Source organism: Turicibacter sp. St.80E1 (assembly GCF_059728495.1).
The window spans coordinates 2343652-2368189 of record NZ_AP039386.1; the positions used below are offsets into that span (position 1 = coordinate 2343652).

Below are 24538 nucleotides of genomic sequence, written 5' to 3' on the forward strand. Positions count from 1 at the left end.
TCTCCCAAAACTAAACAGAACGTCTCTTTCTCCATAGAAAGGAGGTGATCCATCCCCACCTTCCGGTAGGGATACCTTGTTACGACTTCACCCCAATCATCTACCCCACCTTAGGCAGCTCCCTCCTTGCGGTTAGGCCACTGACTTCGGGTGTTGTAAACTCTCGTGGTGTGACGGGCGGTGTGTACAAGACCCGGGAACGTATTCACCGCGACATTCTGATTCGCGATTACTAGCGATTCCAACTTCATGTAGGCGAGTTGCAGCCTACAATCCGAACTGAGATTGGCTTTATGAGGTTTGCTCCACGTCACCGCTTCGCTTCTCTTTGTACCAACCATTGTAGCACGTGTGTAGCCCAGGTCATAAGGGGCATGATGATTTGACGTCATCCCCACCTTCCTCCAGTTTGTCACTGGCAGTCTCGTTAGAGTCCCCATCTTACTGCTGGCAACTAACGACAGGGGTTGCGCTCGTTGCGGGACTTAACCCAACATCTCACGACACGAGCTGACGACAACCATGCACCACCTGTATCCATTGTCCCCGAAGGAAACCCTCTATCTCTAGAGGCGTCAATGGTATGTCAAGACCTGGTAAGGTTCTTCGCGTTGCTTCGAATTAAACCACATGCTCCACCGCTTGTGCGGGTCCCCGTCAATTCCTTTGAGTTTCAGTCTTGCGACCGTACTCCCCAGGCGGAGTGCTTAATGCGTTAACTTCAGCACTGAGGTTCGACCCCCAACACTTAGCACTCATCGTTTACGGCGTGGACTACCAGGGTATCTAATCCTGTTTGCTCCCCACGCTTTCGCGCCTCAGTGTCAGTTGCAGACCAGGAAGCCGCCTTCGCCACTGGTGTTCCTCCATATCTCTACGCATTTCACCGCTACACATGGAATTCCACTTCCCTCTTCTGCACTCAAGTCAACCAGTTTCCAATGACCCTCCACGGTTAAGCCGTGGGCTTTCACATCAGACTTAATTAACCACCTGCGCGCTCTTTACGCCCAATAATTCCGGATAACGCTTGCCACCTACGTATTACCGCGGCTGCTGGCACGTAGTTAGCCGTGGCTTTCTCATAAGGTACCGTCAATTGATAGTCATTTCCTCCTATCACCTTTCTTCCCTTATAACAGAATTTTACAACCCGAAGGCCTTCTTCATTCACGCGGCGTTGCTCGGTCAGGCTTTCGCCCATTGCCGAAGATTCCCTACTGCTGCCTCCCGTAGGAGTCTGGGCCGTGTCTCAGTCCCAGTGTGGCCGTTCACCCTCTCAGGTCGGCTACGCATCGTCGCCTTGGTAGGCCTTTACCCCACCAACTAGCTAATGCGCCGCAGGCTCATCCATCAGTGATGCCAGGAGCATCTTTAAACTTTCGTCCTATCCGGTATTAGCGATCGTTTCCAATCGTTGTCCCCGTCTGATGGGCAGATCACCTACGTGTTACTCACCCGTTCGCCGCTTCCCACCGAAGTGGTTCGCTCGACTTGCATGTATTAGGCACGCCGCCAGCGTTCATCCTGAGCCAGGATCAAACTCTCCATAATTGTTTGTTTCCTTAGCTTGCGAAATTTCTTTCGCTCATGATTCTTGACGTTCTGTTTAGTTTTCAAAGAACTTCTCTCGCCTTTTGGCGACTCATTTATCTTACCATATTCGACTTTTTCTGTCAAATGTTTTTTATCTTTTTTTGTAAGATTTCTTGTCTGCCTCTCTCGGTGACTTTTCTAGTTTATCATGTTCAACCGTTTCTGTCAAACACTTTTTAACTTTTTTTATTTTCTTTTCCATCGCCTTTTTTGACGACTCATTTATAATACCATTACGATTCTATGTTGTCAAATATTTTTTTATTTTATGCCAACATAAATAATGATTTCTAATAGCCTATTATTACCTTATTGATAATTATACTACCTCCCCCCCATTAAACTTTAAAATTTTAGATAAGTTTATATTATAATTATTAATAAAAATATAACTGACATTAAACCTTTACTTATTATACATATACATGCAATTATTTATATCTGGTGCTAGTATAGTTTTATGGACACATCCTTTTATTAAGTCGTTACATTAGATTTAATAAAAGAATGCGACTTTATGAAAAAAATATAATTCTGAATTTAAATCAATGATTGTTGAACTTTATAAAACTGGTCGTACCGTCAAAAACCTTAGTCGTGAATAAGGCGTTTCAGAAGTAACAATTTACAAATGGATTAAACAATGTCTCCCATCGCTTCAGTGGATGATACTGAAATGACTCTCGAGAAATTTAAACGTATGAAGCAAGAAATTTTACGCTTACAAGAGGAAAATGAAATTTTAAAAAAGGCTATTAACAGTTTCCCTAGCAGTTGAAGAATAGATTGCCGTCGGCAATCGCCAGATGACCATTCCCCACCAAAGGAGTAGATAAATCGTGTGGGGGCCCCATTCACGAGAAAGTAACTCGATCTGAATTATGTCAATTTATTGATCAACATCAAGGGGAACATGATATTTAGCAAATTTGTGGGGTCTTAAAGTTTTCCAAGAAGCACTTATTATCAATCGAAACATCAAATCGAATCGGAAGCGTGAAAATCAAAACCTACTTTAACAAATTAAGCAGATTTATTTTGAATTTCGTCGTCGATATGGAGCGATTAAGATACACCGTCAATTGATTAAAGAGGGACACTCCATTAGCTTAAAACGCGTTCAGCGATTAATGAAATCGGTTGGATTAATCTCGATTATTCAAAAGAAATATACCCTTATAAAAAACCTAAAAAACTTGTTTTAGAGCATCATAATATTCTAGAACAGGACTTTTCGAAGACTTCAATTAATCAAAAACGTGTATCGGATATCACTTATATTCACGTTCAAAAAGAAGGTTGGTACTACTTGGCTTCAGTCACCGATTTACATTCAAAGAAAATTATTGGTTATCATTTTTCTAAGCAAATGACAACGGACGTTATTATCCAAGCTTAAAAAAATGCCTGTGCTTCGCAAAATCCAAAAGAAAAAGTTATACTTCATGCCGATTTAGGGACGCAGTATACTAGCCAAGATTTTCAAAACCTAACCTCAGAACTTAATCTCATTCAATCTTTTAGCCGTAAGGAATGTCCTTACGATAATGCTTGTATTGAATCATTTCATGCCACAAAGAATTCAGGGTTCTATTAATTATTTAACACCTGAAGAATGTGAGCAACTTGCACGACAAGTAGCTTAAAAAATTAACTTTTTGGTGTCCAAAATATTGACCTAGACCCAGCCTTTTAATCAGATAAAAATTTAAGAATATCAAAATAGGCTATATTTCCCCTCTATTTGTAACAATTAGGTATATGTCTTCTATCTTCTATGATATTTCTTTTAAAAAGGTTTTTATATTATTAGGATTTTTTTAACTTTGCTAACATAGTTTATTTAAATATTATTATATATATTTGGGTGTTTATATTGCTCTGTTAAGCCTACATACGAAATAGCTTTCCTTGATTTATCGAGTGAATTAAAACCATTAAATAATCTATTGTAAGTATTTAATTTCTCTTTCAATAAAACACTACTTAATTATTACAGATCACTATCTTACTATAATCTATCTTTTAAGTGCTTAAAATTTAAAAAGTCTATATTAGTCATACTATAAAAGGGGAGTTATTTGAATAAATAAATCAATAACAAAATTAAGAGTATTAAAGGTGTTAACCTGAAAGACTACAGATTCGATTATTTTACCCCCGCGTCATAATCTAATCGAATCTAAAAAAAATATCTTGGTTAATTAATTATATTAACTCATATAATGTAATAAATTTTTATTTTATCTCAATACTATTTAACCTAGTGGTGCTAGTATAGTTTTATGGACACACTTAAGTTAAGTCGTTACAATAGACTTAATAAAAGGATGTGTCTGTATGAAAAAATATAATAATGAATTTAAATCAATGATTGTTGAACTTTATAAAAATGGACGTTCAGTTAAAGATCTAAGTCGTGAATATGGTGTTTCAGAAGTAACAATTTACAAATGGATTAAACAAATTTCTCCGATTGCCTCGGTAGATGATACAGAAATTACCCTAGAGGATATTAAACGCATGAAGCAAGAAATGTTACGTCTGCAAGAGGAGAATGAAATATTAAAAAAGGCTATGACCATATTCGCGAGAAAGTAAGTCAATCTGAATTATGTCAGTTTATTAATCAACACCATCAGGAACACGATATTAAGCAACTTTGTGAGGTCTTAAGTGTTCCAAGAAGTACTTATTATCAATCGAAGCATCAAACTGAATCAAAATGGGAACATGAAAATCAGAAACTACTTGAACGTATTAAAGAAATTTATTTTGAAAGTAAGTGTCGGTATGGTGCTATTAAGGTACACCATCAATTGATTAAAGAGGGATTCACTGTTAGCTTGAAACGTGTTCAACGGTTAATGAAATCAAGCGGTTTAGCTTCGATTATTCAAAGAAAATATACTCCTTATAGACAGTCTAAGGAACTTGTTTTAGAACGTAATAACATTCTAGAACAGGATTTTTCGACGACTTCAATTAATCAAAAATGGGTATCCGATATTACTTATATTTACGTTCAAAAAGAAGGTTGGTGCTACTTAGCTTCAGTGATGGATTTACATTCAAAGAAAATTATTGGTTATCATTTTTCAAAACAAATGACCACAGATATTATCGTAAAAGCTTTAAAGAATGCCTATGTTTCTCAAAAACCTAAAGATGAGATTATTCTCCACACTGATTTAGGATCACAGTATACTAGCCAAGAGTTTAAAGACTTAACTTCAGACTTTAAGATGATCCAGTCTTTCAGTCGTAAAGGATGTCCTTATGATAATGCTTGTATCGAATCTTTCCATGCCACTCTAAAGAAAGAAGAAGTGTATCAAACTACATATGTGACATTTGAACAGGCTAGAATGGCCCTATTTCAATATATTGAAGGCTGGTATAATCGCAAAAGGATTCATGGTTCCATTAATTATTTAACGCCAGAAGAATGTGAGCAACTTGCACGACAAATTGCTTAAAAACTTAACTTTTTTGTGTCCAAAATATTGACCTAGATCCATAGTTAATAAGAGTACTGAAATTTTATTTATACCATAAACATTTCGTATATGACACCTTTACTTATGTTTACATTTTACGAACTTTATCTCAACCAATAAATGTGGATGAAGGATTGAAAGAATTATATAGTATTATTTGCATATTACCTTAATGTCTCCCTCAAAATATTAGACTAAAACAACGACAATTTGGAGTGTTTTTTATATGACTCGATATTGTTCAAAATTAAAGTTTTTTAATGAATATTTACAAGGTTTTTAGGGCATTGATTTCGTCCTAAAAATTATCAAATTTCGAGTCGGCCCCAAACTAAAACCTGATTTAGGCTAAATAACTAATCACAAAAAAAAACGATTGACAGTCTAAAAACAAGAATCTACTGGAGAATTTAAGTTAACTGTATACAACTAAACTAAGAAAACGGATGCTTCATATAACCAAACTGCTATTCATTTTGGAAGATCAGACATAGGAACTATTGGGAATTAGAATGCAACGATTGAAAAAGTGGCGTAGAAGCACTACTTAAATCGAAAAGAAGACCTCAGCCACCTACGATAAAATTAAAATCCTCTTTCTAACCAAAACATTAATACCTGAACAAGAATTAGAAGAAATTAAATTATTAATAATTGGATATGAATACTTAAAAGTGTGTCACAGCTATGGGATTGCGCCATGAATCCAAAGAATACAATTAAAAAATTAACAACTCATTTTAAATTAATTAGTATTTTAAAGATAAACAAATTTCCTAAATCAAGCTATCATTATTGGATTAAAAAGATGGGACATGAGGATCCGGATCAAGAGCCTCGAACGAAATCCTAGCTTAAATATTTTTAAAGAAACTGATGAAATTCACGGTTACCGTTGAATTATAGATAAACTTCATCATCAAGAGCAGCAGATTAACCATAAGAAACTTTATCGTCTAATGAAAAAGCTAGAAATTAGTTGTATTAGGTTCAGCCATAAAACACGCAAATATCATTCATATAAAGGAACCGTCGAGAGCTAGTTAAGAATCGAATTAACCGTTTATTTAGTATGCCACCCTCTTATCAGAAACTGAAAACAGATGGGACTAAGTTTAAAATACAGGAAGAAAAATATAATAATCCTCCATGCGGATCAAGAATGGTAGTATCAAAGTCAGCAACGATTTAAAGCATTAAAGAGATACAATATTTTCTAAAGCGTGTCACAAAGTTGAAATTCTCTGGATAACTCACCAATGAAAAACTTCTTCGTAATCCTTAAACAAGCTATACCCTAGCAAGACATTTAAAGCCAATAAGGAATCAAAAGAAGCAGCGAAAACAATATGTATATTACTATGATACCTCTAAATAAGTTAAAAGAAAATTGGCTATTATGTGTCTCAACAAATATCAGATTCATACTAGCCAATTAGCTACATAATATGAAGTTCAACTTTTAGGATCCCCCCACATTTGTTTTTGGTTCTATAATATTCAATGTTGCTAATCAAGCAGCACTTTTTTATAGTATCGAAAAAAAAGAGCTCAAGTCTCAATTCTTTTACAATATTATCGACCAAAGCAATATTCAAAGGATAAGATTTGATGTTTTACTCATATTTTACTAGAAAACATTACTAGAAAACATTTAAATATTAAAGATAAAAATATCTTGAGGAAGTGAAGTTAATTGATTTATCTCCTGAGTTAAAATCTATATCAAGAGTTACTTTTTGCTCTTCAGACGAAAAACTTAGAACGATTTAATCATTTGCTTGAAACGCAACATTCACTTATTTCTCCTGAACTTCAAATAGCTTTCTAAAACTTTAAAACTTATCAATCTTATATCAAAGATACTCTCTCAACCCCTTACACATACGGTCCTAGCGAAGGAGTTAATAATAAAATTAAGGTCATTAAGCGTATTGCCTTTGAATATCGTGATTTCATCACTGGGTCACCTGGCGGACGTAGCAAAGCTCGTACATTACCTCCATTGCTAGGGTAATTAAATCTCGTATTCTCATGGTTCAAAATCTAACAAAGCCTAAAACAAAAATCCTAGCAGCATAGCTACTAGGATTTCCATTGGTATTTTCGTTGTAACAGGTTAAAAATTAATTAACAACACTATTTGACAAAGAATCGAAAAAAAGTCGGAAATAATTAACAAAAAAAACATCCCGAAGGATGTTGATTGGCTATTTGGAGCGGGTGAAGAGAATCGAACTCTCACAGTCAGCTTGGAAGGCTGAAGTTCTACCATTAAACTACACCCGCATTTTTTTCGGCCTAGCGACGTCCTACTCTCGCACTTGCGTACTACCCTCGGCGCTAAGGAGCTTAACTTCTGTGTTCGGTATGGGAACAGGTGTGCCCTCCTTGCCCTTATCACTAGACCTTCTGTCAGATCTTATCAATCTCACAAAACTAGATATCTTCTGCTTACTTCCTTATTAGTTAAGTCCTCGATCGATTAGTATCAGTCCGCTTCATCTGTCACCAAACTTCCACTCCTGACCTATCTACCTCGTCGTCTTCAAGGGATCTTACTTCTTTCGAATGGGAAATCTCATCTTGAGGGGGGCTTCACGCTTAGATGCTTTCAGCGTTTATCCCTTCCACACGTAGCTACCCAGCTATGCTCCTGGCAGAACAACTGGTACACCAGCGGTGTGTCCATCCCGGTCCTCTCGTACTAAGGACAGCTCCTCTCAAATTTCCTACGCCCACGACGGATAGGGACCGAACTGTCTCACGACGTTCTGAACCCAGCTCGCGTACCGCTTTAATGGGCGAACAGCCCAACCCTTGGGACCGACTACAGCCCCAGGATGCGATGAGCCGACATCGAGGTGCCAAACCTCCCCGTCGATGTGAACTCTTGGGGGAGATCAGCCTGTTATCCCCGGGGTAGCTTTTATCCGTTGAGCGACGGCCCTTCCATTCGGTACCGCCGGATCACTAAGCCCGACTTTCGTCCCTGCTCGACTTGTAGGTCTCGCAGTCAAGCTCCCTTCTGCCTTTACACTCTTCGAATGATTTCCAACCATTCTGAGGGAACCTTTGGGCGCCTCCGTTACTCTTTGGGAGGCGACCGCCCCAGTCAAACTGCCCACCTGACACTGTCCCCTGACCAGCTCATGGCCACGGGTTAGAACCCCAGTAACACAAGGGTAGTATCCCAACAGCGACTCCTCCAAGACTGGCGTCCTGGTCTCTTCGTCTCCTACCTATCCTGTACATGTGTCACCAGTGCTCAATATCAAGCTACAGTAAAGCTCCACGGGGTCTTTCCGTCCTGTCGCGGGTAACCTGCATCTTCACAGGTACTATGATTTCACCGAGTCTCTTGTTGAGACAGCGCCCAGATCGTTACGCCTTTCGTGCGGGTCGGAACTTACCCGACAAGGAATTTCGCTACCTTAGGACCGTTATAGTTACGGCCGCCGTTTACTGGGGCTTCAATTCAAAGCTTCGCTTGCGCTAACCTCTCCTCTTAACCTTCCAGCACCGGGCAGGCGTCAGCCCCTATACATCACCTTGCGGTTTAGCAGAGACCTGTGTTTTTGATAAACAGTCGCCTGGGCCTTTTCACTGCGGCTTGCTTTCACAAGCACCCCTTCTCCCGAAGTTACGGGGTCATTTTGCCGAGTTCCTTAACAAGAGTTCTCTCGCTCATCTTAGGATTCTCTCCTCGCCTACCTGTGTCGGTTATCGGTACGGGCACCTAATAAATTATCCCTAGAAGCTTTTCTTGGAAGCGTGACATCAGCTGACTTCACCCTTGCGGGCTTTCGGCATCACAGCTCAATGTTTCGCCATGCGGATTTGCCTACATGACCACCTCACTGCTTACACGTGAATCCATTCACACGCTCAACTTAGCCTTCTCCGTCACTCCTTCAGTTTATTAAGTGGTACAGGAATCTCTACCTGTTGTCCATCGGCTACGCCTTTCGGCCTCACCTTAGGTCCCGACTTACCCAGGGCGGACGAGCCTTCCCCTGGAAACCTTAGGCTTTCGATGGATAGGATTCTCACCTATCTTTCGCTACTCACACCGGCATTCTCACTTCTAACCGCTCCACAGCTCCTTCCGGTACTGCTTCTGTGCTGTTAGAACGCTCTCCTACCACTGACACTTCGTGTCAATCCGCAGCTTCGGCGGTCCGTTTAGCCCCGGTACATTTTCGGCGCAGAGTCACTCGACTAGTGAGCTATTACGCACTCTTTAAAGGATGGCTGCTTCTAAGCCAACCTCCTAGTTGTCTGTGCATCTCCACATCCTTTTCCACTTAACGGACACTTGGGGGCCTTAGCTGGCGGTCTGGGCTCTTTCCCTTTTGACCATGGACCTTATCACCCACAGTCTGACTCCCGATCATATCTATCTGGCATTCGGAGTTTGATTGAGATCAGTACCCCGAGGTGGGGCCATCACCCATTCAGTGCTCTACCTCCAGTAGACTCTTATCGAGGCTAGCCCTAAAGCTATTTCGGAGAGAACCAGCTATATCCGTGTTCGATTGGAATTTCACCCCTAGCCACAAGTCATCCAAGCACTTTTCAACGTGCCCTGGTTCGGCCCTCCAGTCAGTGTTACCTGACCTTCAGCCTGCTCATGGCTAGCTCACACGGTTTCGGGTCTACAACATCGTACTCCTCGCCCTATTCAGACTCGCTTTCGCTTCGGCTCCGTCTCTTCAACTTAACCTTGCACGATATCGTAACTCGCCGGTTCATTCTACAAAAGGCACGCCATCACCCTTTAACGGGCTCTGACTAGTTGTAGGCACACGGTTTCAGGTTCTCTTTCACTCCCCTTCCGGGGTTCTTTTCACCTTTCCCTCACGGTACTGGTTCACTATCGGTCACTAGGTAGTATTTAGCCTTACGAGATGGTCCTCGTTGCTTCCGACGGGATTTCTCGTGTCCCGCCGTACTCAGGATCCCTTCCCTGCTTCACACAATTTCACCTACGGGACTCTCACCCCCTCCGGTTGGCCTTCCCAGACCATTCGGCTATCATGTTCAGTCATTTCTGAAGGTCCTTCTACCCCGGATTACTCCGGTTTGGGCTCCTCCCTGTTCGCTCGCCGCTACTTGGGGAATCGATGTTTCTTTCTTTTCCTCCAGGTACTTAGATGTTTCAGTTCCCTGGGTCTGTCTCCTCTATGGCTATTGATTCACCATACGGTGCTAGCGTATGACCACTAGCGGGTTTCCCCATTCGGATATCCCCGGCTCTTTGCTTACTTACAGCTCCCCGAGGCGTTTCGCCGTTTGTCGCGTCCTTCTTCGACTCCTAGTGCCTAGGCATCCTCCGTGCGCCCTTTATTACTTAACTTTTCTTCTTCAGAAGATATCTAGTTTTCAAAGATCAATTCTTTTTGGTGGAGACTAGGGGGATCGAACCCCTGACCTCCTGCGTGCAAGGCAGGCGCTCTCCCAGCTGAGCTAAGTCCCCATTCTCTTTTTCTTTTTTATGGTGGGCCTAAATGGACTCGAACCATCGACCTCACGCTTATCAGGCGTGCGCTCTAACCAGCTGAGCTATAGGCCCATTCCACCTTAGGAAAATTGAAATTCTCCCAAAACTAAACAGAACGTCTCTTTCTCCATAGAAAGGAGGTGATCCATCCCCACCTTCCGGTAGGGATACCTTGTTACGACTTCACCCCAATCATCTACCCCACCTTAGGCAGCTCCCTCCTTGCGGTTAGGCCACTGACTTCGGGTGTTGTAAACTCTCGTGGTGTGACGGGCGGTGTGTACAAGACCCGGGAACGTATTCACCGCGACATTCTGATTCGCGATTACTAGCGATTCCAACTTCATGTAGGCGAGTTGCAGCCTACAATCCGAACTGAGATTGGCTTTATGAGGTTTGCTCCACGTCACCGCTTCGCTTCTCTTTGTACCAACCATTGTAGCACGTGTGTAGCCCAGGTCATAAGGGGCATGATGATTTGACGTCATCCCCACCTTCCTCCAGTTTGTCACTGGCAGTCTCGTTAGAGTCCCCATCTTACTGCTGGCAACTAACGACAGGGGTTGCGCTCGTTGCGGGACTTAACCCAACATCTCACGACACGAGCTGACGACAACCATGCACCACCTGTATCCATTGTCCCCGAAGGAAACCCTCTATCTCTAGAGGCATCAATGGTATGTCAAGACCTGGTAAGGTTCTTCGCGTTGCTTCGAATTAAACCACATGCTCCACCGCTTGTGCGGGTCCCCGTCAATTCCTTTGAGTTTCAGTCTTGCGACCGTACTCCCCAGGCGGAGTGCTTAATGCGTTAACTTCAGCACTGAGGTTCGACCCCCAACACTTAGCACTCATCGTTTACGGCGTGGACTACCAGGGTATCTAATCCTGTTTGCTCCCCACGCTTTCGCGCCTCAGTGTCAGTTGCAGACCAGGAAGCCGCCTTCGCCACTGGTGTTCCTCCATATCTCTACGCATTTCACCGCTACACATGGAATTCCACTTCCCTCTTCTGCACTCAAGTCAACCAGTTTCCAATGACCCTCCACGGTTAAGCCGTGGGCTTTCACATCAGACTTAATTAACCACCTGCGCGCTCTTTACGCCCAATAATTCCGGATAACGCTTGCCACCTACGTATTACCGCGGCTGCTGGCACGTAGTTAGCCGTGGCTTTCTCATAAGGTACCGTCAATTGATAGTCATTTCCTCCTATCACCTTTCTTCCCTTATAACAGAATTTTACAACCCGAAGGCCTTCTTCATTCACGCGGCGTTGCTCGGTCAGGCTTTCGCCCATTGCCGAAGATTCCCTACTGCTGCCTCCCGTAGGAGTCTGGGCCGTGTCTCAGTCCCAGTGTGGCCGTTCACCCTCTCAGGTCGGCTACGCATCGTCGCCTTGGTAGGCCTTTACCCCACCAACTAGCTAATGCGCCGCAGGCTCATCCATCAGTGATGCCAGGAGCATCTTTAAACTTTCGTCCTATCCGGTATTAGCGATCGTTTCCAATCGTTGTCCCCGTCTGATGGGCAGATCACCTACGTGTTACTCACCCGTTCGCCGCTTCCCACCGAAGTGGTTCGCTCGACTTGCATGTATTAGGCACGCCGCCAGCGTTCATCCTGAGCCAGGATCAAACTCTCCATAATTGTTTGTTTCCTTAGCTTGCGAAATTTCTTTCGCTCATGATTCTTGACGTTCTGTTTAGTTTTCAAAGAACTTCTCTCGCCTTTTGGCGACTCATTTATCTTACCATATTCGACTTTTTCTGTCAAATGTTTTTTTATCTTTTTTATAAGATTTCTTGTCTGCCTCTCTTGGCGACTTTTCTAGTTTATCATGTTCAACAACTTCTGTCAAACACTTTTTAACTTTTTTTATTTTCTTTTCCATCGCCTTTTTGACGACTCATTTATAATACCACTCCAATACAATATTGTCAAATATTTTATAATAATGAATCCTATTAATTATTACAAAATACAAGAACTGGATTTCTTGTTTTACGTTTACTACAAGAATAAATTTTTCCTATCATTTACTAACTCACTTATTAGTGTGCTATCCTCTAAGAAATATCTCATGCTCCTTTTATATCTATCGCTTGCAACATTTATTATTTTGTAAAAAAAACTTTCTCTAATTTAAAATAATTGGTGCTAGTATAGTTTTATGGACACACTTAAGTTAAGTCGTTACAATAGACTTAATAAAAGGATGTGTCTGTATGAAAAAATATAATAATGAATTTAAATCAATGATTGTTGAACTTTATAAAAATGGACGTTCAGTTAAAGATCTAAGTCGTGAATATGGTGTTTCAGAAGTAACAATTTACAAATGGATTAAACAAATTTCTCCGATTGCCTCGGTAGATGATACAGAAATTACCCTAGAGGATATTAAACGCATGAAGCAAGAAATGTTACGTCTGCAAGAGGAGAATGAAATATTAAAAAAGGCTATGACCATATTCGCGAGAAAGTAAGTCAATCTGAATTATGTCAGTTTATTAATCAACACCATCAGGAACACGATATTAAGCAACTTTGTGAGGTCTTAAGTGTTCCAAGAAGTACTTATTATCAATCGAAGCATCAAACTGAATCAAAATGGGAACGTGAAAATCAGAAACTACTTGAACGTATTAAAGAAATTTATTTTGAAAGTAAGTGTCGGTATGGTGCTATTAAGGTACACCATCAATTGATTAAAGAGGGATTCACTGTTAGCTTGAAACGTGTTCAACGGTTAATGAAATCAAGCGGTTTAGCTTCGATTATTCAAAGAAAATATACTCCTTATAGACAGTCTAAGGAACTTGTTTTAGAACGTAATAACATTCTAGAACAGGATTTTTCGACGACTTCAATTAATCAAAAATGGGTATCCGATATTACTTATATTTACGTTCAAAAAGAAGGTTGGTGCTACTTAGCTTCAGTGATGGATTTACATTCAAAGAAAATTATTGGTTATCATTTTTCAAAACAAATGACCACAGATATTATCGTAAAAGCTTTAAAGAATGCCTATGTTTCTCAAAAACCTAAAGATGAGATTATTCTCCACACTGATTTAGGATCACAGTATACTAGCCAAGAGTTTAAAGACTTAACTTCAGACTTTAAGATGATCCAGTCTTTCAGTCGTAAAGGATGTCCTTATGATAATGCTTGTATCGAATCTTTCCATGCCACTCTAAAGAAAGAAGAAGTGTATCAAACTACATATGTGACATTTGAACAGGCTAGAATGGCCCTATTTCAATATATTGAAGGCTGGTATAATCGCAAAAGGATTCATGGTTCCATTAATTATTTAACGCCAGAAGAATGTGAGCAACTTGCACGACAAATTGCTTAAAAACTTAACTTTTTTGTGTCCAAAATATTGACCTAGATCCAAATAGACTATAATTTATTAATTTTATATAAATTTTCATTTGTTTACAATATAGCGTTAAATTCTATAGGATTGCTATTAAATATCTTTGAAAATACATCATTAATATTTAATTTAAAAATGACTACTTCGTCGCTAGCACTCCTGTAGGGACTATGACGCCCCAAAAATCTTTTGAACATTGATTATTCCAAATTTATAAAAACAAACTATTTCAAACTAATCAATTATTAGTCCTTAATTTTAAATAGACTCCATCAAAAAAAATGAAAATAACATAAAATTTTATCTATAGGCGATATCTAAACTGTTGGAAAGACTATTTTATTACTAAAGTTAACTTTGAATATAGTGACCATCAATAATCGTCCCAAAAACGTTAAAATAAAGGGAAGTTTTTTTGCAGATGATCAGGGTCAATCTTAATTGGGGTTATAATAACAGTTGTGCTGGAGAGGAGAAATTATTTTATCTTAATAGAAGTTAGATTCTTAAGTTATTAAATCGGGTGAATCTTTTATTGTATACTTTTACCGCGGATATAGAGGTAACCTTTAGGTAACTATAAATAGTAAAAATTTTCTTTACATTTAAAATTATCACTTGAAACAACCATTTTATTGATCGCTCTGATTCAAATTAAGGTCCTCTTTGAAGTATTAATACAAAATATACGGTAGAATTAAAATTGTGGATATCCATATCTTACAATAATATCCTGAGAACTCATTACGAGGGTTTTAAACTTAAAACGGAGTTTCCCTTTTCGATTATCTAGATCTATAGAGTCTATAATATTGGAGGTTACTGAGTAAGTAATATGTTTCTTGCGACATAAAAAAAGAGCACTCCCCTCAATACCTTTACTATTTTATTAGCTAAGACATTATACTCCCATAGAATTAATTAGAGAAGATAAACTGAAATGACTATCTTTATTTTTCATAGCAACCTGCTTATTGTCAAAAATGCAGAATCCTATTTGATAAATCATAATTAAAAGGGGTCTATAATATTTAGTGTTGTTGATTAAGCAGCACTTTTATAGTATGAAAAAAAGAGACCTCAAGTCTCAATCCTGTCACAATGTTATCGACTAAAACAATATTGAAAGGATAAGATTTGATGTCTCACTCATATTTCACTAGAAAACTTTTAAATATTAAAGATAAAAATATTACATTTTCAAAAGATTATCTTGAGAAAGTAAAATTGAACGGAATTACTAGCTTTATCTTTAAAGGTATTCTTACGTATCAACCGACTCATTGTCAAAAGTACAGAACCCTATTTTATTCAAAATTTAAGAAGCATGGATTTAAAACCTCTCGAATCGCCATTCCAAAAGTCTCTCTTCACGATACCTACTTAGACCTAAAAAAACAGCGTTATTATTGTGGGCATTGCCAGTCTACTTTTACACTAAGTACTTCAATTGTTGAAAAGAACTGTTACATTTCTTATCATACGAAACACGCCATTGCTTTAGAGGCCCAAAATAAAATTTCTGAATGTGATATCGCACGTCGCCATCAGGTCTCTCATTCAACCGTCAATCGAATCATCCATAGCTTTTATGAATCTCAAACCTTAAACCTTAATTATTTACCTGAAAATCTCTGTTTTGATGAATTTAAATCCGTTAAATCTGCTGAGGGTCATATGTCTTTTATCTTTTGCGATGCTGACTCAAAACAAATCATCGATATCGTTGAAGATCGTCGTTTAAGCTCCCTTCAAGCTTATTTTAAACGATACACAAAGGAAGCACGTCATCGAGTGAAAAATATTGTGATTGATATGTACGCTCCTTACATCAGCCTCATTAAGAATCTTTTTCCTCATGCCTAAATTATCATTGATAAATTTCATTTTGTTCAATATCTCTCTCGTGCACTGAATAAAACTCGAATTCGATTCATGAAAAAGTTCAAAAAGCATGGTCGTAAATTCAAACGTTATTAACGTTTATTTTTAAAATCTCACGCTTTACTTAATGTCACCACTTATCGATCAGTTTACTGTTTTAAACACCTTCTGAATTAAAAGCAACTTATGATTTATATCCAGAGTTACTTTTCGCTCTTCAGACGAAAAACTTAAAACGATTTAATCATTTACTCGAAACGAAACACCCACTTGTTTCTCCTGAGTTTCAAACAGCTTTCCAAACCTTTAAAACTTATCAATCCTATATTAAAAATACTCTCTCAACTCATTACACAAATGGTCCTATCGAAGGAATTAATAATAAAATTAAGGTCATTAGGCGTATTGCCTTTGGATACCGTAGTTTCTATCATTGGGTCCCCTAGTGTATGTAGCGAAGCTCGTACATTTCCTCCATTGCTAGGGTAATTAAATCTCGTATTCTCATGGTTCAAAATCTAACAAAACCTAAAACAAAAATCCTAGCAGTATAGCCACTAGGATTTCAATTTAGTCTTTCACTGCGATAGACTATCATTTCATTAACCTTTTAACATAGTGCATCAAAAAAATCTTCCAACAAACGCTACTATTAAGCATCCATTTGTTGGAAGATTTACGAGTATCTATTATTTTCCTGAGATTAATCTTTTATCGTCTTAACCTAAAAACCTTAATTTGAACAACTATTCTAATTCATCCTCTTGGTATATAGCTAGACCTTCAAACTCTTCTGGGTCCTCATCAACCTCTACTTCACTTTCATCACTGTAATCATCTTCATTATCAGCCTTATCTAAAAACTCATCAGTTTCATCTTTATCCATTTCTTCCTTGTAGACAGGTTCGGCATCATATGTATCAAACCCATCTTCAGTAATTGCTTCTACTTCCTCATCATCGAAATCGATATCATATGTATCATAGTTAGCTACTTCATATTTTTGACGTGATTTTAAATCCCATTTATCTTCACCCACAGTTACAAACTTACCGCTTAAGGTCAAATCTGAATAAAATTGTGGTAATCTTGCTTGAAACTGTTCATCAGTTAATCCCATAATTTCGCATACCTCTTTAGCGATTTTCTCGAATTTTTGAGGCTTTATTTTTCTTTGAATTAATAACTCCGCTACTTCTAACATTGACATTTCCTCATTATGTGTAGTCATTCTAAATCCTCCTCTGTATAATTTACATTCTTTCCGGCGCCGATACTCCAATTAAATTTAATGCATTTTTTATAGTTATCTCAAGAGCTTGGATCAATGCTAATTTTTCGTTTGTTTTTGCATTATCCTCTTCATTAATTACTTTTTCAGCATTATATAAGCTATGGAAGGCTGTTGCTAAATCATTTACGTAATTACAAATTAAATGAGGACGTCTTTTTGCTGCTGCATCTGCTACAACGTTAGGAAATTCCCCCATTAATTTAATAACTTCATACTCTTTTTCGTGATTAATAAATTCATAATTTTCTTTTACGTCAACGGAAAAGCCTTTTTCTTTAGCCTGTCTTAATATAGAACATGTTCTTGCATGTGCATATTGAGCATAGTAAACAGGATTTTCATTTGACTTTTTCGTAGCCAAATCTAAATCGAAATCCATTTGTGTTTCACCACTACGCATGACAAAGAAATAACGAACAGCATCTACTCCAACCTCATCAACAAGATCACGAATCGTAACAGCTTTTCCCGTTCGCTTAGACATTTTGAACTCTTCTCCGTCTTTAATTAAGCGAACCATCTGAATAATATCTACCTCTAATTTATCCGCCTCATATCCTAATGCCTGCATCGCAGCTTTTACGCGAGCAATATATCCATGATGGTCTGCTCCCCAAATATCTACTAACTTATCATTTCCTCTATTAAGTTTTTCGATATGATTTGCAATATCCGGTGTTAGGTAAGTATATGAGCCATCTGATTTTTTTAAAACTCTATCCTTGTCGTCTCCAAAATCAGTCGAACGGAACCAAATTGCCCCATCTTTTTCATAAATATATCCCTTTGATTGAAGAAGATCTATTGATTCTTTCACGAGGTTTTTATCGTAGATTGATTTCTCGCTCGTAAATAAATCAAATTCTACCCCAAACATATTTAAATCTTTTTTAATTTTATCTAACTCATAATCAAGCGATATTTGACGAATCAAATCATAATTTTCATCTAATTTTCCAACAAATTGCTCTTTATATTTTTCCGCCATCATTTGTCCTAACAAAATAATGTCCGGTCCATAATAACCATCTTCCGGCATTTTTGATTCATTCCCTAATGCCTCTAAATAACGAGCATAAGCCGAAACAACTAAATTATGAATTTGATTTCCCGCATCATTTACATAGTATTCACGAGTCACATCATATCCCGCTTTCGACAAAAGTCGGCAAAGAGAATCACCCAAGGCAGCTCCTCGAGCATGACCTAAATGTAGGTCGCCAGTCGGATTAGCTGAAACATACTCAACATTATATTTCAAACCTTTTCCGGAATTACTTTTACCGTAATCATCACCTAAATCAATGATGCCTTTAATAGACTTAGTAAATACCGTCTTTTTCAGGAAAAAATTGATAAAACCTGGGCCGGCAATTTCAATTTTTGCAACATCAGCTTTATTTGTATCAAAGTTTTTTACTATTTCTTCAGCTATAATACGTGGATTTTTCTTTGCACGTTTAGTTAACTGCATTGCAATATTAGTCGAATAATCCCCGTGTTTTGCATCTTTCGCATTTTCTAAAATAACATTGATATCTTCCTCACAAGAAACATAACCACACTTGATAACTGTTTCCTTAATTTCATTCTTTAAGTTTTCTTTCAGCGTTTGAATCATATCTAAGACATATCCTCCTTTTTAAAATAAATGCTCAGTTTATAATTTCCTACTCTTTCCTTTTGTACAGTTAAATCGTAGTCTAAATTTATCCGAAATTTATTTTCGCATTCCTCTAGATTATAACAATGAGTTTTTACCGTGCTAATAAGTTCACCGTAAGGCGTTTTTATATACCCATCTACATTTTTTTTTGTGGTGTATCTTTGATCTAATATTATCGTTCCATTGCGACGAATACGAATAGTGTTATCATCAAATTCTAATCTACACTTCGTAATATGGTCATCGTCAATATTTTTCTCTTCAAAGAATAAAAAGCCTATATTATTTTTTTTATAATATTTTCCTTGCGTCTCATACGAGGTCTCTGTTACCTCTAAACCTTGAGTTAATTTCATATGAAAATTAACCACACCCGTTATTTTACTCATAACCATTCTACCATCATCCATAATGTGTAATTTTATCTTTTAATTATAGCACAATTTATTTTATCCATTCTATATGATTATTGCAATAATTTTATAAATATATACGATGTCTTATTCTATTTAGAATTTTTTGGAATCAACTTTTTAAATTATATCTATAAAAAAAAACAAAAAAAACTAGGAAAATAATATCTATTTTTCTAGTTTTTTTATCATCAATTAGAATTCAGCATTTTTAGGGGTACGTGGAAAAGGAATTACGTCACGAATGTTTTCAACTCCAGTTAGATACATAACCATACGCTCAAAACCTAATCCAAATCCTGAATGAGTCACACCACCATAACGACGTAAGTCTAAATACCAATTTAAATCTTCTGTAGGAACACCTATTTCCTCCATACGTTTTTCTAAAATATCTAGACGCTCCTCTCGTTGGGATCCTCCTATTAGTTCTCCTACCCCTGGAACTAACAGGTCCATAGCTGCTACTGTTTTTTGATCATCATTAACTCTCATATAAAATGCTTTAATGTCCTTAGGATAGTCTGTTACAAATACCGGCGATTTAAAAACTTCATCAGTCAGGTATCTTTCGTGTTCAGTCGACAAGTCAATCCCCCATTCAACTTTATTTTCAAACTTTTTATTGGCAGTTAATAAAATATCGATTGCTTCTGTATAGGTAATTCGTTTAAATGTAGAATTAGCAACAGTTTGAACTCGATTTAGTACTCCCTTGCTAACATACTGATCAAAAAAGTTCATCTCTTCTGGGGCATTTTCTAGTACATAGTTAATAATATATTTAATCATTCCTTCTGCCATATCCATATCGTCTTTTAGGTCGGCAAACGCCATTTCTGGTTCAATCATCCAAAATTCTGATGCATGACGTTGGGTATTAGAATTTTCTGCACGGAAAGTCGGGCCAAATGTATAAACATCTCGTAAGGCAAGAGCGAATGCTTCCCCTTCAAGTTGTCCCGATACTGTTAAGTTAGTAGACTTAGCAAAAAAATCGTGTTTGAAATCTACGACTCCTTCCTCATTTCGAGGGATATTATCTAAGTCTAGTGTTGTAACTCGAAACATCTCTCCCGCTCCCTCAGCATCAGAACCTGTAATAATTGGGGTATGCACGTATACAAAGTTTTTTTCTTGAAAATAGCTATGTATTGCAAATGCAACTAATGAACGCACTCTAAAAACGGCAGAAAACAAATTAGTTCGGGGACGTAAATGAGCTACTTCTCTTAAGAATTCACGAGTATGTCTTTTAGGTTGAATTGGATAATCTTCCGGACAATCTCCTTTTAAGACTAATTTATGCGCTTTAATCTCGAAAGGTTGTTTAGCATTTGGCGTAGGTATAACTACCCCATATACAGTTACAGCTGAACCTACACGGATTTTTTGGATTTCTTTAAAATTATCTAAACTTTCCTCATATACAACCTGAATGGTTTCAAAAAATGATCCGTCATTAATCATTAAGAAGCCAAAAGATTTTTGAGCACGATTATTTCTAACCCATCCATTCAATTCAATAGACTGATGTTCAAATCGTTCTAAGTTTCTAAATAATTGTCGTGTTACAACTTTCTCCATCTAAAAATCCTCCTTAATTTTTTTAATTACTAAAAATAAAAAACAGTCCTCATCCAAAAAAGGGACGAATGACTGTTAATCCGCGGTACCACCCTAGTTTAAGAACATATAGTTCTTACACTTCATCCTTAACGCGGAATTTACGACTTAATCTACTTACAAACATTGTTTTCGGTAAGTTACTCCAAGGTGTTCTTCACTTCCAAATCCATTCTAGGCTCTCACCATCCCTAGATCGCTACAATTTCAATTAAAAGCTACTCTCCTTTTCAACGTAAATATTTAATTATTTAAATATTATACCCTTTGCTCTTATTAGTCAATATTTACTCATCGAATATTTATCCTATACTCCAAACACCTTCTTCGACAAAATAATAAAATTTTTGCAATAACGTGAATTATGTTAATTTATGTTTTATTTTGCAGAATTTAAATTTGATTATTTTCGCTAGTCCTTTTATTTTATTTTTTAAAATATTATTTTTTTATTATTTCACCTAAACTTCGATACAAAGAATCTGTTGTCATATGTCAAAAAATAATGCTTTTAGTCGCAAAATGCAATAATTAATAATATTTTGTTTAAATAATGAAATCAATAATAAACGTTGGGGATACAGTGGATAAGTGTACTAAAGTGTCGATTTAACGATGTTTTTGGATGTGAATAAATTGTAGACAAGTTGTTGATATATGTCGATTATTATCAACAACTATGTGAATAAGGTGTTTGTTTTTGTCGAATTATAGAGATTAAACACAAGTGATCTTAAATATTTAAAGTTTAAAACTCTCGGAATTCAAGCGATATAACTCATTTTCTTACAAAATAACTGTTTTTTTCTTTTTTCGACGTTATCTCGAGATAAATAACAAGTTTCTACATAATTCGATAATATATTTTTTCTTTTTTTAATAATAATAAAAATAATATATGTGGATATTGGGGATAAACCCTAAATTTATTGATATTATCATATTTTAGATTGTAGATATCTTGTTAATAAACTGTTGATGTATTTAAAATTTATACACACATGCTGTGTATGTTTTATCGCATAATGTTTTATATTGTCGATTACTGTTCACCCTTCTAATACTTATTTAAGTGTTTCTTTTTTCTATAGGCACACTCGTTATATATAATAAAGTGCTAATACACTTAATAGATAAGAAATAAAGTATTAAATAAAATTACATTTAAAAACATCCATAACAGGCCTTATTTCTTCATCGAACCAACCTTAAAAATAACAAATAAAAGAAAAAACGAAACTATTCTTATTCAAATAGCTTCGTTTAAAAAGTATTTTATTAAGTTTGACTTGTGTACTTATTTTAATTACATTTTGATTTATTTTCCTAAACAAAATTTACTAAATAATTCATCTAGTAATGCATCTCCAATATCTTCCCCGAGAATTTCCCCAAGAATATGCCAGGCATTTTTTATATCAATTTCAACCATATCCACAAGCATCCCTATTTTCATCGCTTCAATTGCATCTTCGAGGGAGGTAAGGGCCTGCTTTAATTTAGCGATATGACGAGCATTTGATATATAGGTCATATCCGTAGAACCTATCTCTCCTAGCTCAAACATTTCTTTAATACTATTTTCTAAAAGTTCAATACCCTCATCTAAAACCATTGAAGTTTCAATATAGTTAGGAATTTCATTACGTTCAATATTAGATTCTAAGTCTGTTTTATTCAAAATAATAATTCGTTTTTTTTCATCTGTAAGTTTTAATAACTGTCTATCTTGATCTGTTAGTGGTTCATTATTATTTAAAACGAGTAAGATTAGTTGTGCTTCACTTAATATTTTTTTCGACTTTTCTACGCCAATAGCTTCCACAATATCTGTTGTTTCCCGTATTCCAGCTGTATCAATTAAATTAAGTGTTAATCCACCAACATTTATATATCCTTCAACAGTATCCCTGGTAGTCCCAGCTATATCCGTTACAATTGCCTTTTCCTCCCGCATCAACTGATTAAGTAGACTTGATTTTCCTACGTTTGGTCGTCCAATAATTGCAGTTTTAATTCCATCTCTTAAAATTTGTCCAGTTTTAGCAGTTTCCAAAAGCTTAATCATTTTTTCCCTTATCTTCATGGAAAGAGGAAGTAGTAATTCGGAAGTCATCTCCTCTACATCATCATACTCTGGGTAATCGATATTAACCTCTATATTCGCAATAATGTTCAATATTTCCTCGCGCATTTCCTTAATTAGACGTGATATTCTACCATCTAATCCATTCAAGGCCAGAGATAATGATTGTTCACTTTTAGCATGGATGATATCCATAATAGATTCCGCTTGGGCTAAATCGATTCTACCATTTAAAAATGCCCTTTTTGTAAACTCTCCGGGATCAGCGACTCGTGCTCCGGCAACCAATAGCAATTCAAGAATTTTATTTGTTACCAATATCCCACCGTGACAATTTATTTCAACAACATCTTCGGCAGTAAAGGTGCGTGGAGCACGCATCACTGAAATTAGCACTTCATCAACCTTTTCTCCCGTTTCGGGATTGTATATAAAACCGTAGTTAATCGTGTGACTTTGAGCTTTATGTAAATCTCGCCCATTCAATAACTTATTTGTAATGGATATGGCATCCTTACCGCTGACACGAATAATAGAGATAGCTCCCTCTCCCATGGCAGTGGCAATACCTGCGATTGTATCTTGAAACATGCAAACACCTCCGAAACTAGTATAGTTAAATAATAATTTATTTTAACATTTGGGTTAGTGAAACGTCAAAATAGACCCCATTTGAGGTCTATTTTGACGTTTTTTATATTTATGACTTTGGGATCATTCCGATCTTTTTATATAGTTGCTCTAATTGGTACTTACATTCGGCATAATCTAATTCCTTTACACCTTTTCGTGCAATAACAAAATAGTCATAATCAGGGTTTATCTCATTTAGATGTTCTATAGTAATATTTCGAATGTATCGTTTGACCTTATTGCGTTCAAAGGCTTTTCCGACCTTTTTTCCCACAGAAACGGCTAACCGGGGATTAGCTATTTCCTTGTTAATACATTTATATATAATGAAATAAGAATTTGCCCTTGAACGACCACGCTTCATTACCTTTTCTATTTCGGTACTTTTTTTAATTCGATATTTTTTTTGCATTAGCTCACCCGCTATAGTTTTTTATATAGTAAAAAGACCACTTTAAAGAGTGGTCTTATGCACATAACACTTTTCTACCCTTTTTACGGCGACGCGCTAAAACATTACGTCCTCCTGGTGTTGCCATACGAGCGCGGAAACCATGAGTTTTTGCACGTTTACGTTTGTTAGGTTGCCAAGTACGTTTCATCTATAACACCTCCTAAGAGTCTTATACCATAGCATAATTCAATATTATAGTAAATATTCAGAAGAAAGTCAAACATTACTTTTTGCATAAGCACCTATATATTGTCCAGATAATAAAAATTATATACACATGTGGATATGTTAATAAACATAGATATAGTGTTAATTTTATCTCACTTTCCACAATATAATCAACATTTCGACAATTTGTTGATTATATGACATGTGGATATGAGGATAAATAATAGAAACGTTGATAATATCAATAAAATCAGAATAGTTTATCCACCTTTTGTTGTCGAAAAGTGTAGTAATATGTATTGATTTTAATAATATCCACAAGA

Annotated in this window: 12 protein-coding genes, 3 tRNA genes, 4 rRNA genes, 3 pseudogenes and 1 other annotated feature; of the genes and pseudogenes, 8 read left to right on the top strand and 14 right to left on the bottom strand. The window is 36.9% G+C overall.

Annotated elements, in window-relative coordinates:
- Positions 1-37: 37 nt before the first annotated feature.
- Positions 38-1554: ribosomal RNA gene (locus AC6I0I_RS11360) — 16S ribosomal RNA — on the bottom strand.
- Positions 1555-2627: 1073 nt separating this feature from the next.
- Here AC6I0I_RS11360 and AC6I0I_RS11365 point away from each other — a divergent pair.
- The 5 genes and pseudogenes from AC6I0I_RS11365 to AC6I0I_RS11385 all read left to right on the top strand — a co-directional run.
- Positions 2628-2801 carry an IS3 family transposase gene (locus AC6I0I_RS11365; RefSeq protein WP_435870589.1) on the top strand — a complete coding sequence of 58 codons (174 nt, stop codon included), beginning with the start codon at positions 2628-2630 and terminating at the stop codon, positions 2799-2801.
- Positions 2802-2842: 41 nt separating this feature from the next.
- On the top strand, positions 2843-2995 hold the full coding sequence (locus tag AC6I0I_RS11370) for a DDE-type integrase/transposase/recombinase (RefSeq protein ID WP_435870590.1): 153 nt from the start codon (positions 2843-2845) through the stop codon (positions 2993-2995).
- A gap of 941 nt (positions 2996-3936) precedes the next feature.
- Positions 3937-5075, top strand: a protein-coding gene (locus tag AC6I0I_RS11375; protein WP_497993646.1) for an IS3 family transposase whose coding sequence is annotated in 2 segments (ribosomal slippage) — positions 3937-4162 and positions 4162-5075 — 1140 coding nt in all. Because the reading frame shifts where the segments join, the coding sequence is not laid out codon by codon here.
- Between the two features lie 721 nt (positions 5076-5796).
- Entirely contained in the window at positions 5797-5949 is a 153-nt protein-coding gene (locus tag AC6I0I_RS11380) for a hypothetical protein (RefSeq protein WP_338506473.1), read from the top strand.
- A 993-nt stretch (positions 5950-6942) separates the two neighbouring features.
- Positions 6943-7113 (top strand): annotated as a pseudogene (locus AC6I0I_RS11385) (transposase); the annotation flags it as partial.
- 198 nt (positions 7114-7311) lie between these two features.
- Here the strand turns inward: AC6I0I_RS11385 and AC6I0I_RS11390 are convergent.
- The 6 genes from AC6I0I_RS11390 to AC6I0I_RS11415 all read right to left on the bottom strand — a co-directional run bounded on the left by AC6I0I_RS11390 (position 7312) and on the right by AC6I0I_RS11415 (position 12249).
- Positions 7312-7385, bottom strand: a tRNA-Gly gene (locus tag AC6I0I_RS11390).
- Between the two features lie 10 nt (positions 7386-7395).
- A 5S ribosomal RNA gene (gene rrf, locus AC6I0I_RS11395) occupies positions 7396-7504 on the bottom strand.
- A 57-nt stretch (positions 7505-7561) separates the two neighbouring features.
- Positions 7562-10455 (bottom strand): 23S ribosomal RNA (locus AC6I0I_RS11400).
- A 44-nt stretch (positions 10456-10499) separates the two neighbouring features.
- Positions 10500-10575: transfer RNA gene (locus AC6I0I_RS11405), tRNA-Ala, on the bottom strand.
- Between the two features lie 19 nt (positions 10576-10594).
- Positions 10595-10671: transfer RNA gene (locus AC6I0I_RS11410), tRNA-Ile, on the bottom strand.
- 61 nt (positions 10672-10732) lie between these two features.
- Positions 10733-12249 (bottom strand): 16S ribosomal RNA (locus AC6I0I_RS11415).
- The 16S, 23S and 5S rRNA genes sit together here with 3 tRNA genes alongside, the layout of an rRNA operon.
- Before the next feature lie 578 nt (positions 12250-12827).
- Here AC6I0I_RS11415 and AC6I0I_RS11420 point away from each other — a divergent pair.
- The 3 genes and pseudogenes from AC6I0I_RS11420 to AC6I0I_RS11430 form a co-directional block, all read left to right on the top strand.
- Positions 12828-13966, top strand: a protein-coding gene (locus tag AC6I0I_RS11420) for an IS3 family transposase (protein ID WP_262953963.1) whose coding sequence is annotated in 2 segments (ribosomal slippage) — positions 12828-13053 and positions 13053-13966 — 1140 coding nt in all. Because the reading frame shifts where the segments join, the coding sequence is not laid out codon by codon here.
- A gap of 1164 nt (positions 13967-15130) precedes the next feature.
- Positions 15131-15970 (top strand): annotated as a pseudogene (locus AC6I0I_RS11425) (ISL3 family transposase).
- 83 nt (positions 15971-16053) lie between these two features.
- Positions 16054-16320 (top strand): annotated as a pseudogene (locus AC6I0I_RS11430) (transposase); the annotation flags it as partial.
- Between the two features lie 300 nt (positions 16321-16620).
- Here AC6I0I_RS11430 and rpoE read toward each other — a convergent pair.
- The 7 genes from rpoE to rpmH form a co-directional block, all read right to left on the bottom strand.
- Entirely contained in the window at positions 16621-17106 is a 486-nt protein-coding gene (gene rpoE, locus AC6I0I_RS11435) for a DNA-directed RNA polymerase subunit delta (RefSeq protein WP_161831416.1), read from the bottom strand.
- Between the two features lie 22 nt (positions 17107-17128).
- A complete protein-coding gene (gene argS, locus AC6I0I_RS11440; RefSeq protein ID WP_161831418.1) occupies positions 17129-18790 on the bottom strand; it encodes an arginine--tRNA ligase in 1662 nt (553 codons plus the stop codon).
- Positions 18791-18792: 2 nt separating this feature from the next.
- Complete coding sequence (locus tag AC6I0I_RS11445; RefSeq protein ID WP_237658888.1) at positions 18793-19230, bottom strand: YwiB family protein; 438 nt, start codon at positions 19228-19230, stop codon at positions 18793-18795.
- A 213-nt stretch (positions 19231-19443) separates the two neighbouring features.
- On the bottom strand, positions 19444-20835 hold the full coding sequence (gene asnS / locus AC6I0I_RS11450) for an asparagine--tRNA ligase (RefSeq protein ID WP_161831422.1): 1392 nt from the start codon (positions 20833-20835) through the stop codon (positions 19444-19446).
- Between the two features lie 57 nt (positions 20836-20892).
- Positions 20893-21117: a binding site (T-box leader), on the bottom strand.
- Positions 21118-22192: 1075 nt separating this feature from the next.
- Positions 22193-23551, bottom strand: coding sequence for a tRNA uridine-5-carboxymethylaminomethyl(34) synthesis GTPase MnmE (gene mnmE / locus AC6I0I_RS11455; RefSeq protein ID WP_161831424.1), 1359 nt, complete (start codon positions 23549-23551; stop codon positions 22193-22195).
- Positions 23552-23660: 109 nt separating this feature from the next.
- A complete protein-coding gene (gene rnpA / locus AC6I0I_RS11460) occupies positions 23661-24005 on the bottom strand; it encodes a ribonuclease P protein component (RefSeq protein ID WP_161831426.1) in 345 nt (114 codons plus the stop codon).
- A 55-nt stretch (positions 24006-24060) separates the two neighbouring features.
- Positions 24061-24195: a 50S ribosomal protein L34 gene (gene rpmH / locus AC6I0I_RS11465; protein ID WP_006784010.1), complete on the bottom strand. Its 135-nt coding sequence runs from the start codon at positions 24193-24195 to the stop codon at positions 24061-24063.
- Positions 24196-24538: the final 343 nt, after the last annotated feature.

Excerpts from the sequence above, each read along its gene's own strand:
- AC6I0I_RS11380 (WP_338506473.1), top strand. The coding sequence starts at position 5,797 with ATGAATCCAAAGAATACAATTAAAAAATTAACAACTCATTTTAAATTA.
- rpoE (WP_161831416.1), bottom strand. The coding sequence starts at position 17,106 with ATGACTACACATAATGAGGAAATGTCAATGTTAGAAGTAGCGGAGTTA.
- argS (WP_161831418.1), bottom strand. The coding sequence starts at position 18,790 with ATGATTCAAACGCTGAAAGAAAACTTAAAGAATGAAATTAAGGAAACA.
- AC6I0I_RS11445 (WP_237658888.1), bottom strand. The coding sequence starts at position 19,230 with ATGGTTATGAGTAAAATAACGGGTGTGGTTAATTTTCATATGAAATTA.
- asnS (WP_161831422.1), bottom strand. The coding sequence starts at position 20,835 with ATGGAGAAAGTTGTAACACGACAATTATTTAGAAACTTAGAACGATTT.
- mnmE (WP_161831424.1), bottom strand. The coding sequence starts at position 23,551 with ATGTTTCAAGATACAATCGCAGGTATTGCCACTGCCATGGGAGAGGGA.
- rnpA (WP_161831426.1), bottom strand. The coding sequence starts at position 24,005 with ATGCAAAAAAAATATCGAATTAAAAAAAGTACCGAAATAGAAAAGGTA.
- rpmH (WP_006784010.1), bottom strand. The coding sequence starts at position 24,195 with ATGAAACGTACTTGGCAACCTAACAAACGTAAACGTGCAAAAACTCAT.